Source organism: Rhodococcus sp. KB6 (genome assembly GCF_001445685.1).
GTDB classification, from domain to species: domain Bacteria; phylum Actinomycetota; class Actinomycetes; order Mycobacteriales; family Mycobacteriaceae; genus Rhodococcus_F; species Rhodococcus_F qingshengii.
On sequence record NZ_LNAK01000154.1, the window covers coordinates 79,515 to 93,496 of the forward strand.

Sequence of the window (13,982 nt, forward strand, 5' to 3'; positions counted from 1 at the left end):
GAGTTGATCAGTGTTCGCCAGCTGGGGAAGCATCGTCTATCGAGCCCGCTTCACCGTCATCGCTGTCATGGTGGCGGGGCTCCTCGGGCTCGCTGCGTACGGCCTGAGCCTGCAGGATCATCTCAGCCAGAGCGGCTGGGACGATCCGGGGTCGGAATCGGTAGAGGCTGCCAAACTCGCTGACGGCACGTTCGGACGCAGCACGACGGGTGACGTTCTGGCGCTGTACACGGCGCCGGAGGGCAAGACCGTCGACGACCCCGAGTTCCAAGCGAAGGTCATCGACAATCTGCAGCGACTCGTCGCCGACAACCCCGACCAGATCATGAAGATCAACGGCTCGTACTTCAAGGTCGACAACGGTCTCTCGGTGGCGGCCCTGGCGGACAAGACCAAGCAACACGCGGTCACCAGCATCGCGATCGCCGGAGACAACGACACCGCGGTGTCCAACAACTTCCGCGACATCGAGTCGCAGTTCTACATCGACGGCGTCGACGTGCAACTCGCCGGCCTGCAACCTGTCGCGAATTCGCTCAACGACACGATGGCCAACGACATCAAGCGCATGGAAATGCTCGCGATTCCTGCTGTCGGTGTCCTGCTGTTCTTCGTCTTCGGTGGCGTCGTCGCTGCTGCCCTCCCGTTGATCGTCGGCGGTCTGACCGTCATCGGCGCCAACGGCATCATTCGACTGATCACCAACTTCACCGAGGTCAACGCGTTTGTTGCGCCCGTGGTCTCTCTGGTCGGTCTGGGTCTCGCGATCGACTACGGACTGTTCATCGTCAGCCGTTTCCGAGAAGAGATAGCCGAGGGGTACGACACCCCGACCGCAGTACGCCGAACGGTCATGACGGCGGGTAGAACGGTCATGTTCTCGGCGACCATGGTTGCCGTCAGCCTCGGCGGTCTGCTGTTGTTCCCGCAAGGCTTCCTCAAATCGGTGGCTTACGGCGCCATTGCTGCCGTCATGCTTGCCGCGATCTCGTCCATCACGATTCTTCCCGCGATTCTCGGCATTCTCGGCAAGCGGATCGACGCGCTGACCTTCAAGAAGCTGCGCCAGACCAAGACCAACGAGGAAATCGAGAACGGTTTCTGGGGCAAGCTCACCCGCTGGGTCATGCAGCATCCGCTCAAGGTCGCGGTCCCGATCGTCGCGGCTCTACTGCTGATGATCATTCCGCTGACGGGCATCAAGTTCGGCGGTATCAACGAGACGTACCTGCCCCCGGACAGCCCCACGCGTGTCGCGCAGGCGCAGTTCGACGAACTCTTCCCGGGCAATCGCACCGAGCCCGTTCGACTCGTCATCGAGGGAGCCGACAACACCACTCTCGGTCAGATTTCCAAGACCGCAAATGCTGCGCCGGGTCTGGTCGAGAAGTTCACCCCGGAGGTTGCGACGAAGGACGGTGTCAACGTCCTCAAGGCCGGTCTGACGGAGCGGAACGAAGCACGTCCCACCATCGACTATCTGCGGTCCGCGGACTGGCCCGAGGGCACAACTGTGCTGGTCGGCGGTACTCCGGCCATCGAGCAGGACAGCGTCGACGCATTGCTCGATCGTCTGCCGCTGATGGTCGTATCCGTCATCCTGCTGACGACCTTGCTGATGTTCTTGACGTTCGGCTCGCTCGTCCTGCCCATCAAGGCCGCATTGATGAGCGCGCTCGGACTGGGTTCGACGCTCGGAATCTTGACCTGGATCTTCATCGACGGGCACGGTTCCGGTCTCTTGAACTTCACGCCGGGACCGATCATGTCTCCCGTCCTGGTGTTGATCATCGCGATCGTCTACGGCCTGTCGACCGACTACGAAGTGTTCCTGCTCTCCCGCATGGTCGAAGCGCGAGCGCAGGGCGCGAGTACTACCGAATCCATCCGTATCGGCACGGCACATACCGGCCGGATCATCACCGCTGCCGCACTGATTCTGATCGTGGTCACCGGCGCATTCGGCCTGTCCGATCTGGTGATGATGAAATACATCTCCTACGGCATGATCTCCGCGCTGATCATCGACGCGACTCTCATCCGAATGTTCCTGGTCCCCGCGACCATGAAACTGCTCGGCGACGACTGCTGGTGGGCTCCGGCCTGGATGAAGCGGATCCAGCAGAAGATCGGGCTGGGCGAGCCGATCCTCGACAACGAGCTGGTACTCGCGAACGTCCCGCAGATCGCGCCTGTCGGTGCGATCGCCGGACCGGGGCAGCCGCGCAAGATCGAAGCGGCCTCGCGGGTCATGCCGCCGCCTGCCCCGGCTGCACAGCCGGAAAGCGGACCTCGCGTTCCCGATCCTCTCACCGAGCCCATTCCGCTCAGCGAAATGGCGATCAAGGCACCCAACACGGAGGCTCCCGCCGCGGAGAAGCCGGCACCGCGACGTCGTCTCGATATCGGGAGTGCAGCCAGCGCCCCCCAGAACCTGATCGAGGCACCTGTACCCAATCCCTCGTACCGGCCGCAACCGAATGCCAGCGACAAGCGCAGAAACCCCACGCCCGCTGCGCCGGCCGAGCGTCCCATCGAGAGTTGGTTGTCGGACCTGCGGGCCCGGGAACAGACTCCCCCGGCCTCACGTCCACTGCCGGTGGTCCGGACGCCTTCGCGGACAAACGGTTCGGCGACCAACGGTGCTGCCAGCAGCAGTTCAGGCTCCAACGGCGCGAGCCGGAACGGCTCCGCAAACGGTGCTACCAACGGCTCTGCAACAAACGGTTCAGCCCCGACCTCGGTGGAGGCGACCCCCCAGTCGCCGCCTCCACCGACCGCTCCGGAGCGTCGTAACGGGGTTTTCACGGATTCGCCTTCGCCTACCAACGAGCCCCGAGTCTCGGACGCCACCCCTGACGGCGACGACAACGCCACCGGCAGGCACCGGCCTGACGACGCAGGCGCCATCAGCGTGAGCGAGCTCATCGCTCGCCAGAAGCGAAGCTGACCTGCTCCTGCTCCTGCTTGGCGAAGGCTCGTGCATAACGTGTCCCGACCAGCAGGAGCAGCAAGCCGACCACCAGGAAGGCAACGCTACGCACCAGCCCACTGAGTGTGGCCAGGTCGAAGAGGAACAGCTTTGCCACGGCCGCACTGGTGAGAGCAAGCCCGGCTCCGAGCAAGACGCGAGCGTGCTGGCGGTTGTTCAATCCGAGCACCAGCGCTGACGTGGCGGCAAGCATCCACACGATGGTTGCAACACTGTGCCCGGCAACGAATCCGGTTGCACTGTCGAAAATTTCGACGCCGGATGAGACGAGCGCGCACGTCACCGCGTAGAGGACACCGAACCCTGCGGCCGCCCATAGAACCGCCGCGTTGGAATCGGCAATCAACTTCAGTCGGTGAATCGCCCAGACCAGCATCACCACCGCGCCTATCGCCGTCAGGCTCGAGAGCGCCGTGATCGCACCGAGTTGCATGGATGCGGCGCGAGCGGTCGTCAACGCTTCCGGCGGAACCGTCGTGAGGTATCCGATCGATCCGATTGCCGCAAAGGCGGTTCCGAGCGCGAAGACGAAGCGCGAACCCGCATACAGCGAGACTCCGAGGAAGATCATTCCGACCGTGAGGATCAGCGGTACGACCAGAGATTCAGTCGCCCCGGAGAAGCAGCAGAGCAACAATGCGAGGGCGCCGGTTGCGCCCAGTCCGAATCGCAGTTGCGTCGGCAAAGGCTTGGCCGCCGCTGCAGCCGAAAGAAGTAGTGCCGCAGCAATTCCGTACAGCACTGCGGATTCGGTGCGCCCGAGCACGGCTCCGACGCACATCAGCGGAAGGGACGAGACGACAAAGGTAGCGGCGGACCACGCCCCTGCAATGCCGTCACGCGAGGGCGAACCCGTCCACTGCATAACCATCGCGCAGCCCGCCCCCACGATTGCAACCACGCCGGCACTGATCACCAATTGCACTGCACTGTTACCGGATTCGCCGAAGATGGACTCCGACGCTATCGCTGCGAGCAGTGCGAGAACCACCGGTACGGTGCGCGCCATGCCCAGGTACTTCCAGTCACGACCGAGCTGGGCGGAGAATGTCGCCGACTGGATCGCGAAGAGGAAACCGATGAGGGTCAACGATATTCCCGACGTCAACACGGGAGCCAGCAGCGCTGCTCCCAGAACGATCATGAGCGCCAGCGATTCGGAATCCCACTTCACGGCGAGGGCAACGCCGGCTGCGGCGATTCCGAAGGCAATCACCACCGCGAGCGGCGTCGTCACCCAACCGTAGAGAACGGAGGCTGCGACGACATCGAGATACATCCCTGCAAAACCTGTGGCAGCCAGGGCAATTGCCCCCACTTTGCCTCCTGGCCGTCCGTGGACCCGCACCCCGGCAAACACCAAGGCGCCGGAAAGGAGCGCACCGCCGAGCACCCGCAGCGGAGGTCCGAAGAATCCGGCCTGCGCTGCAAGTACCAGCAGCATCACGACTCCGATCAGTGTGACGGCAACACCGGCCGCGGCCAGGAGTCGACTGATGACACCGTCGCGTTGCCACCAGGGCTGGCGAGGTGCCGCAACCGGATACGTCGGCGGCTGCCACGCGGGCACGCTCTGCTGAGGACGCATTGGAGGCACCTGTGGCGCCGGAGATGCGGGTGCCGGAACTACCGGCATGGGCGGGGTCGCAGTAGCCGAGGACAGCTGAGTCTGCAGGATCGACAGGTTCTGGCCCATGTGACGCAACTGCCGGCCGATGCTGTCGCACTCGGCCGAGAGGGCGGTCACCAGTCGCGGATCGACGGCGGAAAAGCTCGGTGTGGTCATGGCTTCGAGCTTGCTGCGTGGCCGAACCGATCAGATGAGTAGTACTACTCGATCAGCCTGGGGACTTCTCGTACTCAACTGAGGACAACTTCGACTGACAGCACCCTCGACTGACAGGGCACTAACGCCGAGGTGCCGCGTTCCGCAATCGTTCGGACAGAAGCCGACCCGAAGTGTGAAGCGGAGCGGGATCCTGACGCGCCCGAGCAAGGACCAGCGCGCCCTCGAGTGCGGACAGAGCGAGAATTGCCTCGGACTCGGCGTCTTCGCGGGACCAACCGTCTGCCTCGAGGCGCTGAGCCAGCAGTGCGAGCCACGAGTTGTACCCGTCCGCACAAGCACCGCGGATGACCTCGGATTCGGTTGCGGCATCCAGTGTTGCCGTAGCCAAGGCGCATCCACGTTCGTAGTCCGAATCCGACAAACGCGCAGCCAATGCGGCGGCGAATGCCGAGATCGCGGTGGCTGCATCGGGTGAGCTCTCCAGCAGGTGCCGGATGAAATCGGCCATTGCCTCGCCACGTCGCCTCAGAGCCTCGCCTGCGAGTTCTTCCTTGCCGCCGGGAAAGTGAAAGTACAAGGAACCTTTGGTAGTCGCACTAGCCGAGAGAACTTCCGACACCCCCGTTCCGGCGTAGCCCTTCCGCTGCAACAAATCGGCAGCGGCATCGACCAACAAATCTCTCGTAGACATACGTTCAATATACCGATCAGTACACATATCGACAACACTTGAAGTGCATAAATTGCCAAAACCTTGCATCACTAGACCGATTGGTACATGATTCGGGAATCAACAAACCGGAGCACGGCCAACGACGTTCACGACGGCAAAGGACCAAATCGATGTCACCGAATTCCCCGAACAACACCACCACGACCGTCCTCGGACCGGACGAAGACCTCGCCGGGACCCTCGCGGCCACCGGCGTCCGGATGATGGTTCGTAACAAACAAACCGAGGGAGGTTTCTCTCTTGTACAACACCGCATCGCTCCGCATTCGATGACCTCACCGGTCCATCGCCACAGCCGGGAAGACGAGTACACGGTGGTTCAAAGTGGCCGCGTCGCAGCGATGGTCGGAGACGAGGTCGTCTACGCGGAGACCGGCGCCATGATCTTCAAACCGCGTGGCCAGTGGCACGCCGTGTGGAATCCCGACGACGCTCCAGCGCGGATTCTCGAAATCATCACGCCCGGAGGAATGGAAGACCTGTTCGAACTGATGCCGAAACTACTGGCCGAAGCAGGTTCCGCCGCGGAATCGGTTGCAGCGCGGGTAGAAGCAGACTTCGGGATCGAATTCGATCTCGTTGCCACCGCCGAGATCGCACAGACACACGGTGTGGGATTCGGCATCGAAAGTCACTGACCGACTGTCAGCACCTACCGATCGAAGGAAGATTCATGCTTGTACTCACCGGAGCAGAAGACCTCAGCGCCAACCTGAACCAAGAGCTGGGCGTCAGCGACTGGCACGATGTCACCCAGGAGTCCATCGACGAGTTCGCCCGGGTCACCGGCGACGATCAGTGGATTCACGTCGATGTGGATCGCGCGAAGGAGTCACCGTTCGGCGGAACCATCGCGCACGGCAACTACACGCTCTCACTCGGCCCCAAGTTCTCGTACGCAATGTTCTCGCTCGAAGGTTTTGCGTTTGCTCTCAACTGCGGATTCGACAAGGTCAGGTTGCCTGCTCCGCTTCCGGTCGGCTCTCGTGTCCGCATGCGCGCGACGTTGAGCAAAGTCGAACCGATCAACGGCGGTGTCCAGATCACGGTGACGCAGACGTTCGAACGAGAACACGGTGACAAGCCCGTGTGCGTCGCCGAGATGTTGACCCGCGCGTATCACTGAAAGGTCAGGAGCCGAACATCTTTCGGATCGTGGTACCGAAGGGATGCTTCGCGGTGACACTGCCGAATCGCACCTTGCCGTGCACCACCAGATGCAGCGGGCCCATCTGTGGGCCGGACCGAACCTTGTTCGACGCGCTTCCCCCGACTGCCTCGACACCGTTCATGTCCACCGTCGCCTCTTCGGGAACGATCAGTGAAATCGAGCTGGCGTAGTCGTCGATCGAGATGTTCACGACCTGCGTCTGCATCACCGCACGCGTGAAATCGATAGTCACACTGGACATTCTGGTGTCGACCACGACAGCTGGTGGAACGATCCAGGCACCGTTCCGCGTCACCGTCGCCATTCGTCCACGGATCACGGCAGCATTTGCCGCTCCGTAAGTACCTACAACCGGAGCCCCGACGGGAGCGCGGTAAGGCGGGCTCGGGTGAACCGGCGGCGGTTGGGGTTGGTACGTCGGCGCCGGGTAGGGCTGGCCTTGGTACATCGGCTGACCCGCATTGGGATACGCGGGTGGGTCGTAGTCGGAGATCAGTGTGATGCCCGGAAGATCGGCGAGAACCGAGTTGAGCTCACCTCGTGTCTTTGCGGCCAAGGCAGTGTCCATGCGCTCGGTGAACTCACCGAGCGAGAGCATCCCTTGACCGACAGCTTTCTGCAGCAGCTCGCCGACATGCTCTCGTTCGGCATCGGATACGCGTAGATTCCTGGCCTCCATGATTTCCAGGATAAACGTTATTCGAGACCTTGTTCTATCGCGTATCGCGTGAGCTCGACGCGATTGGCCAACTGAAGCTTCCGAAGCGTTGCCTGCACATGGTTTTCGACGGTCCGGTGGCTGAGCGAGAGCCTCGTGGCGATCTGTTTTGCGCTCAGCCCCTTGGCGACAAGACGGAGCACTTCGGTCTCACGGTCGGTGAGCCGAGGCAGCTCGGGTGCGCGATCGTCGGCCGGTGCCGTCGACATCCGGCGGTACTCACCGAGCACCAATCCGGCGAGGCCGGGGGTGAAGACGGCTTGTCCGTCGAAAGTCGCTCGCACGGCCTCGAGCAGTTCCGCCACCGAAGCACTCTTGACCAGGTAACCCGACGCTCCGGCTTTGACCGCGTCGAGGACGTCGTCACGTTCGGCAGAGGCCGAAAGCACCAGTACCTTGCTCTTCGGCGAAACCTCGAGAACTGCGGTGGTGGCGTCGGCACCGTTTCCGTCCGGCAGGTTCATGTCCATCAGAACCACCGCCGGTTGCACGGCGGCGGCCCGGCGGCGCGCACTCTCGACACCCTCCGCCGTGGCGCTCACGGTGAAGCCGGCAGCTTCGAGGTCCCGGGAGACACCGTCGCGCCACATCGGGTGATCGTCGACGACCATCACCGTCACCGGATTCTCGCCATGTTCGTCAGCCACGCTCACTTTTCCCCTTCGGAACGTTGATCTCCCATTCGGTGCCCTCCCCCGGCCCGGTTTGCAGGACTGCAGTGCCGCCGAGCACCTGCACTCGGCCGAGAATGGACTTCGATACTCCCATGCGGCCTTCGGCTTCGGCCTGCGCCAAGCGACCCTCGGGGATTCCGACGCCGTCGTCGCGGATGCTGACGATCACCTCGTCCGGCAAATCTTCGAGCAATACGTATGCCTTCGCCGCGGGCCCGGCGTGCAGCCCGACATTGGACAGAGCATTGTCGACGATGGCTGCCAGTTCGATGGCTCGATCACGCTCGATCACGACGGGGTGCGCGGGCGTCGACACCGACACTGACGTGCTTGCCTGCGTGGTCAGCAGCGGACACAGATCCACTGTCTGTCCGCCGACGTCTGCCGCGGCGCCCGAAACCTGCTCGGAGATCAGCATTCTCAAGGCGACCTCCTGCTCACCGGCCAGAGCAGCCAGTTCAGCTGCCTCGCCGCCGAGTGCCGCACCTCGCCTGCGCACCATCGCCAGCACCTGCAGAACGCCGTCGTGTACTTCGCGTGCCAAACGCTCGCGCTCTTCGGTGGCCGCCGCCAGACGGACGGCTTGCTCGAGTTGTCGATGCGAGCGCCGAGCGGTGGTGGTGGCCAAGCCCAACGCCAGGCCGACCGATACGAGCACGGGAGCCGTCGCATCGCGCCAGAGGTCCAGGTTGACCTGGTCGCGGATGATCGCGCTGGCCGCCGAGATGACAACTCCGGACGCCATACCGAGCCACGGCCCGCCGAGAATTGCCGCGGAGATGACCGCGTTGGTGGCCCACAGCGTGGTGGGCAGCGTCTGGTGATTCTGATACCACTCGTGGTCGGAGACCAGCCTCGTCGACGCCATCAGCAACATGACGACCACCTGATCGGCGATCACCACCTGATACCGCGGCAGCTTCTTCCCGAACAAAGCACCGGATGTCCCGAGCAACAGTGCCGACACCCCGGTCCACACGGCCATCAGAGCGACGAAGAACCAGCTGAGCCGAGAGTTGGTGTAGTCGGAGGCCGAGGCGAGCTGGTAGCTGATCGCGTACACCAGCGTGACGAGCCGAAATGCCTGCGCCGCCCGCCACAGCGGGGCATCAGGGTCGGTGTCGACGCCCGACGCCTCGCGAACGGTCGGCTGATAGTGCAGCCGACGACGGCGGGTGGGCTCAGTCATCGGGAGGAGTGGGGTTCACGATGCGAGGCTCGGCGCGCGGCTCGTCGGGTTCGGCGGGGAACAGTGGGGTTTCCGGATCTTCGACGTGCAGTTCGGCGTACGCGATGTCCGGGTCGTCGGCGAGGAGGGAACGAATAGCGGTATTCAGGACCGCGACGATCGGAACAGCCAAGAGCCCGCCGACGATTCCAGCGAGAACGATGCCCGTTGTAATGGCGAGAACGACTGCCAGCGGATGCAGGCGAACAGCGCGACCCAACAACAGCGGTTGCATCACGTGCGCTTCGAGCTGCATGACGCCGATGATGATGCCGAGGACAATCAGCGCCGTCAGGAAACCCTTCGTGACCAGAGCGACAAGCACCGCGAGAAAACCGGTCAGAAATGCACCGACGATCGGAATGAACGCGCCGATGAACACCAACGACGCCAGCGGCAGGGCGAGCGGCACCCCGAGGATCGCCAGGCCGGCACCGATACCGATCGCGTCGGCGGCGGCAACCGCGACCGTGGCGCGCACGTAGCCGATCAGCGACCCGAAACCTGCAGAACCGGCGATCCGTACGCGACGACGCGCGTCGGTGGGAACGATCCGGGTGACGAACTGCCAGATCTGATCGCCGCCGTAGAGGAAGAAGATGAGAGTGAACAGCGTCAGCAATGCCCCGGTGAAGATCTCGCCGATGACTGTCGCCGTGGTCAAAGCGCCGCTGGTCAGGGACTCACGATTGGATTGCACCGACTTGACGACCGAATCACCTGCCTGGCGGATCTGATCCTCGCTGAAGTGCAGCGGACCGCTGGTGAGCCAGTTCTGAATTTGCGTGACGCTGGCCGTGAACTGGTCGGTGAGCTGGGGCAACCCGTCGATGAACTGCTCGACGACAAACGTCATGATTCCCGCGACCAGTCCGATCGAGGCAAGCAGAACGACGATGACGGCTGCCGAGCGGGGAACACCCCACACCTGTAGCCGATCGACAATCGGGATCAGCAGAGCTGATGCCAGCAGAGCCAGCCCCACCGGGATGAGCACGGTTTCGAGGCGGAGTACGACGTACCCGAGAACCAACAGTCCGGCGAAGATCACAATGAGGCGCCACGACCATTCCGCAGCGATGCGCACGCCGGGATGCACCGCCCGAGCGTCGGCGGAGATGGGTTTGTTCATCCTCGATGCTCGCTCCGCACGCCCCCTGTTTGCGTTCACATCGCGAGCCTAACCGGCCCGGCCGACACAGGTGAGCGGACGAATAATCGGACGCGCGTACCAACACTTCGACCTCTGCCAGCTAAATTGAACCCTGTGCGGGCCTCATACAGAGCAATAGCGGTGACCATCCGCAGCCGGTGGCCCCTCTATATGCTCTCCATGCTCGCAGCCAATCTGATCGGCGCGGTACTGGTCTTTGCCTTCGTCCGGTACGGCGTGCCGATCCAGGAGTCCGACGCGATAGTTGCCGACCGGGTCCGCAACTTCGCGATCTTCGGCGTGTACCTGGCATTCGCCGGCGCCGTCAGCCTTACGGCGGCGGCGATGATGTTGAAGTCGGTCATTCGCTGGCGGCTGCGCGGGGGTCCACCGACGAGGTCCGAGCAGATGGCGGCACTGCACGCGCCGCTTCGCCAGGCCATCGTCCACCTGGTGCTGTGGATTCTGGGCGGCATCATCTTCGTGTTCCTGACCATCACCGAGATGCCCGGTCTCGCGATCGCCGTGATCGTGACGGTCTGCATGGCCGCGACCACGACCTTCGGGTTCACCTACATGCTCGGTGAGCGCATTTTGCGTCCGGTCGCCGCCCAGGCCTTGAGCGAGGGCGAATTCGATCGGACCATGGCGCCTGGCGTCGGAACCCGGCTGGCGATGACCTGGGGACTCGGCACGCTGATGCCCGTCGCAGGCATCATCTTGCTGTGCTCGACGCAGCTCACGACCGATCTCGAGTTCTCCCCCGACTCGCTCGCGTGGGCGATCCTGCTCATCTCGATCATGGCGATCGTGCAGGCCTTCGCGCTGTCGATGCTGACGGCTACCCAGATCTCCGATCCGATCCGCCAACTGCGACGCGCCATCGAGCGGGTGCAGCGCGGCGCCACCGACGTACGCGTCGAGGTGTTCGACGGCAGTGAGATCGGTCGGCTGCAGGTCGGCTTCAACCGCATGATGAAAGAGTCCGACGAACGTCGTCTGCTGCGTGAGCTGTTCGGTCAGCACGTCGGCGAGGACGTGGCCCGGCGCGCGTTGAAGTTCGGTACCGAGCTGGGCGGCGAAACTCGATTCGTGGCAGTTCTGTTCGTCGACATGGTCGGATCCACCGGTGCCGCGGCCGAGCGCCCGCCGGGTGAAGTGGTCGAACTGCTCAACGAGTTCTTCCGTGTGGTCGTCGACGTCATCGATCGTCACCATGGTTTTGTCAACAAGTTCATGGGTGATGCAGCGCTCGCCATCTTCGGTGCACCACTCGATCGACCCGACGCTCCGACGGCAGCCCTCGCTGCGGCTCGCGAGCTGCGGTTCAAGCTCAACGACATCACCGGCCTCGACGTCGGAATCGGTGTGAGCGCGGGGCTCGCGGTCGCCGGCAACATCGGTGCTGCCGAACGTTTCGAGTACACCGTGATCGGTGATCCGGTCAACGAGGCGTCACGGCTCACTGAGCTCGCGAAACTTCGGCCCAGCCGGGTGCTGGCGTCGACGAGCGCGTTGTACTTCGCCGACGAAGAGGAACAGGCCGAGTGGGAACTCGGCGAGCAAGTCCAACTGCGTGGGCGCCGACGACTGACGCATCTGGCGTGGCCCGAAAAGTATCCAGAGGTCGATCCGGATCAAATTGGTTAGGGTGAGTCGATGGCTCAGCCTGGAAACACCCCACGGCGACTGAGACGACCACGCTCGCCCGTGGCCGAGACCAGTCGGGCCAGAGGGCGCTTCTGGTGGCTGAAGTGGGTGCTCGGGATAGCACTCATCGCCCTCCTGATAGTCGAAGGCGCATATCTCTGGCCCAGGCTAAGTGAGGCCTGGCGGGTCCTGACCGAAATCCATTGGGGTTGGGTGGCCGCGTGCGTCGCGGCCCAACTCATTTCACTCAGCGGTTACGCGTCCGTTCAACAACGTCTGCTCAATGCCGCTGGTGTGGTTGCCGGTCACCTCAAGAACCTCTCGGTCATCTATGCCAGTACGGCAATGGCGCTGACGTTGCCTGCGGGCCAGGTCTTCTCCACTGCGTTCACGTACAAGCAGACTCGAAAGTGGGGCGCTACACCGGTTGTCGCATCCTGGCAGTTGGCGATGTGCGGTGTCATCGCCGCCGCGACTCTGGCACTACTCGGCGCTACCGGCGCGGCGGCGTTCGGCACCAAGGTCAGCCCGGTGACGCTGACGATTTCGCTCGTCGGCATGGCAGCACTGTTTCTGGCGTTGCGATACATAGCCCAGAATCCCGGCAGCATCGAGCGCATCGGGCACCGAGTTCTGGCGCTGTACAACCGTTCTCGCAAGAACCCGACCGGGCGCGGTATGCACCGTTGGTCCGAAATCCTCAAGCAACTGGATTCGGTCGAGCTCAGCCGCACCGACTCGGTCATCGCATTCGGGTGGTCGGCCATCCATCGTGTCGCCGATGTCGCTTGTTTGGGTTTCGCATGCTGGGCGGTGGGCGCGGAACCCTCCTTCGCGGGGCTCCTGATTGCCTTTACCGCCGCCAAAGCAGTCGGCAGCATTCCGCTGCTGCCCGGCGGGCTGGGCTACGTGGACACCGCACTGATCACCGCGCTGACGATCGCCGGTGCCAGTGGAGCGCAGGCAATTGCGGCATGGTTTGTATATCGGATGGTCAGCTTCGTCGGGGTCGCTGTCGCCGGTTGGATCGTCTTCTTGATCACTTTCCGTGCAACCCACCACGAAGACCTCGAGATGGACCTCGAGTTCGAACGCCGCGAACAGCCGGGCGTCTAGCGTCGCAACGCTGCCGCCATGTCGTCGAGGTGTGCCCGGCTGATCCGTACGGCTGCCTCCGCGTCGCCGGCTTCGATGGCGTCCACCAACATTCGATGCTCGTCCGCATCGGGCTGGCTGTGGGGATGCAGGTCCAGAACCGCGATCAACTCGATCAACGCAGCCCGCAGACGCGGTACAAAGGTCTCGAAGAGTTCCGACAGCACGGGATTGTGTGCCGCGTCCACCACTGCTCGGTGGACGGCGATGTCGGCGTCGACGAACGCTGCGTCGCCAGAGTGCGCTGCGGCAGTTCTACCGTCGAGCGCTTGCCGCAGAGCCGCGACGTCAACGGCATCGCGCCGCTGCGCAGCGAGGCGAGCTGCTTCGATCTCGACCGCGTTGCGCACCTCGACGACGTGAAGGATCGCCTCGGCTTCGAGCACTCGGGGCCACTGATCCGGAGGCGTCGTACTCCGTAGGAAGACCCCGGCGCCCTGCCGCGATTCGAGCATGCCGAGGCCCGCGAGAGTCCGCACTGCTTCCCTGATAGTGGACCGCCCGATACCCAACTGCGCAGCAAGAGTGGTTTCACCTGGAAGTTTGGCGCCGACTTCCCATTCACCGCTCACGATCCGCGCGCGTAGCAACTCCGCGGCCTGGTCGGTGAGCAGCCGACGCTCGACGATCGGGGACACGTGAACTCCTCAGGTTGTCTGATAAGTAATTTCGTTCTAGTGTAGCCCGCATGGCTACAGGAGCACTCCTTCTCGACTGCC

12 protein-coding genes are annotated in these 13,982 nt (G+C 63.3%); 5 read left to right on the forward strand and 7 right to left on the reverse strand.

The genetic code is table 11. The annotated features are described in order from the left end of the window. The first annotated feature begins 10 nt into the window (after nt 1-10). Nucleotides 11-2,950: an MMPL family transporter gene (locus tag ASU23_RS27840; RefSeq protein WP_058039156.1), complete on the forward strand. Its 2,940-nt coding sequence runs from the start codon at nt 11-13 to the stop codon at nt 2,948-2,950. On the opposite strand, the gene ASU23_RS27845 is transcribed toward ASU23_RS27840, so the two are convergent. Beyond that, nucleotides 2,925-4,778, reverse strand: coding sequence for a DUF2339 domain-containing protein (locus ASU23_RS27845; protein ID WP_058039157.1), 1,854 nt, complete (start codon nt 4,776-4,778; stop codon nt 2,925-2,927). The two genes, ASU23_RS27840 and ASU23_RS27845, sit on opposite strands and share 26 nt — an antisense overlap. 121 nt (nt 4,779-4,899) lie before the next feature. Continuing rightward, nucleotides 4,900-5,472: a TetR/AcrR family transcriptional regulator gene (locus ASU23_RS27850; protein ID WP_042920278.1), complete on the reverse strand. Its 573-nt coding sequence runs from the start codon at nt 5,470-5,472 to the stop codon at nt 4,900-4,902. Nucleotides 5,473-5,624: 152 nt separating this feature from the next. Here ASU23_RS27850 and ASU23_RS27855 point away from each other — a divergent pair, with 152 nt between their 5' ends. Both ASU23_RS27855 and ASU23_RS27860 read left to right on the forward strand, forming a co-directional pair. Beyond that, nucleotides 5,625-6,152, forward strand: coding sequence for a cupin domain-containing protein (locus ASU23_RS27855; RefSeq protein ID WP_007734488.1), 528 nt, complete (start codon nt 5,625-5,627; stop codon nt 6,150-6,152). A gap of 35 nt (nt 6,153-6,187) precedes the next feature. Then, a complete protein-coding gene (locus ASU23_RS27860; RefSeq protein WP_003945664.1) occupies nt 6,188-6,640 on the forward strand; it encodes a MaoC family dehydratase in 453 nt (150 codons plus the stop codon). 4 nt (nt 6,641-6,644) lie between these two features. Here ASU23_RS27860 and ASU23_RS27865 read toward each other — a convergent pair whose 3' ends face one another. The 4 genes from ASU23_RS27865 to ASU23_RS27880 are packed head-to-tail and all read right to left on the reverse strand — an operon-like array spanning nt 6,645 to nt 10,437. Beyond that, nucleotides 6,645-7,364 carry a DUF1707 domain-containing protein gene (locus ASU23_RS27865; protein ID WP_007734485.1) on the reverse strand — a complete coding sequence of 240 codons (720 nt, stop codon included), beginning with the start codon at nt 7,362-7,364 and terminating at the stop codon, nt 6,645-6,647. A gap of 17 nt (nt 7,365-7,381) precedes the next feature. Next, complete coding sequence (locus ASU23_RS27870) at nt 7,382-8,014, reverse strand: response regulator transcription factor (protein WP_047269712.1); 633 nt, start codon at nt 8,012-8,014, stop codon at nt 7,382-7,384. A gap of 28 nt (nt 8,015-8,042) precedes the next feature. Beyond that, the gene (locus tag ASU23_RS27875; protein ID WP_058039158.1) at nt 8,043-9,266 is read right to left on the reverse strand and encodes a MacS family sensor histidine kinase; all 1,224 of its coding nucleotides are present in this window, start codon (nt 9,264-9,266) and stop codon (nt 8,043-8,045) included. Beyond that, a complete protein-coding gene (locus ASU23_RS27880) occupies nt 9,259-10,437 on the reverse strand; it encodes an AI-2E family transporter (RefSeq protein ID WP_007734480.1) in 1,179 nt (392 codons plus the stop codon). The genes ASU23_RS27875 and ASU23_RS27880 overlap by 8 nt, the downstream gene beginning before the upstream one ends. A 192-nt stretch (nt 10,438-10,629) precedes the next feature. Between ASU23_RS27880 and ASU23_RS27885 the strand changes: the two genes are divergently transcribed. Both ASU23_RS27885 and ASU23_RS27890 read left to right on the forward strand, forming a co-directional pair. Beyond that, complete coding sequence (locus tag ASU23_RS27885) at nt 10,630-12,108, forward strand: adenylate/guanylate cyclase domain-containing protein (RefSeq protein WP_003945952.1); 1,479 nt, start codon at nt 10,630-10,632, stop codon at nt 12,106-12,108. A 9-nt stretch (nt 12,109-12,117) separates the two neighbouring features. Then, complete coding sequence (locus ASU23_RS27890; protein WP_058039159.1) at nt 12,118-13,224, forward strand: TIGR00374 family protein; 1,107 nt, start codon at nt 12,118-12,120, stop codon at nt 13,222-13,224. Here ASU23_RS27890 and ASU23_RS27895 read toward each other — a convergent pair. Continuing rightward, on the reverse strand, nt 13,221-13,901 hold the full coding sequence (locus ASU23_RS27895) for a FadR/GntR family transcriptional regulator (RefSeq protein ID WP_007734477.1): 681 nt from the start codon (nt 13,899-13,901) through the stop codon (nt 13,221-13,223). The genes ASU23_RS27890 and ASU23_RS27895 overlap by 4 nt on opposite strands. Nucleotides 13,902-13,982: the final 81 nt, after the last annotated feature.

What these genes read in the sequence shown, in the direction of transcription:
- ASU23_RS27865 (WP_007734485.1), bottom strand. Translation starts at nt 7,364, where the DNA reads ATGGAGGCCAGGAATCTACGCGTATCCGATGCCGAACGAGAGCATGTC.
- ASU23_RS27855 (WP_007734488.1), top strand. Translation starts at nt 5,625, where the DNA reads ATGTCACCGAATTCCCCGAACAACACCACCACGACCGTCCTCGGACCG.
- ASU23_RS27885 (WP_003945952.1), top strand. Translation starts at nt 10,630, where the DNA reads ATGCTCTCCATGCTCGCAGCCAATCTGATCGGCGCGGTACTGGTCTTT.
- ASU23_RS27890 (WP_058039159.1), top strand. Translation starts at nt 12,118, where the DNA reads ATGGCTCAGCCTGGAAACACCCCACGGCGACTGAGACGACCACGCTCG.
- ASU23_RS27845 (WP_058039157.1), bottom strand. Translation starts at nt 4,778, where the DNA reads ATGACCACACCGAGCTTTTCCGCCGTCGATCCGCGACTGGTGACCGCC.
- ASU23_RS27860 (WP_003945664.1), top strand. Translation starts at nt 6,188, where the DNA reads ATGCTTGTACTCACCGGAGCAGAAGACCTCAGCGCCAACCTGAACCAA.
- ASU23_RS27875 (WP_058039158.1), bottom strand. Translation starts at nt 9,266, where the DNA reads ATGACTGAGCCCACCCGCCGTCGTCGGCTGCACTATCAGCCGACCGTT.
- ASU23_RS27880 (WP_007734480.1), bottom strand. Translation starts at nt 10,437, where the DNA reads ATGAACAAACCCATCTCCGCCGACGCTCGGGCGGTGCATCCCGGCGTG.
- ASU23_RS27870 (WP_047269712.1), bottom strand. Translation starts at nt 8,014, where the DNA reads ATGGTCGTCGACGATCACCCGATGTGGCGCGACGGTGTCTCCCGGGAC.
- ASU23_RS27850 (WP_042920278.1), bottom strand. Translation starts at nt 5,472, where the DNA reads ATGTCTACGAGAGATTTGTTGGTCGATGCCGCTGCCGATTTGTTGCAG.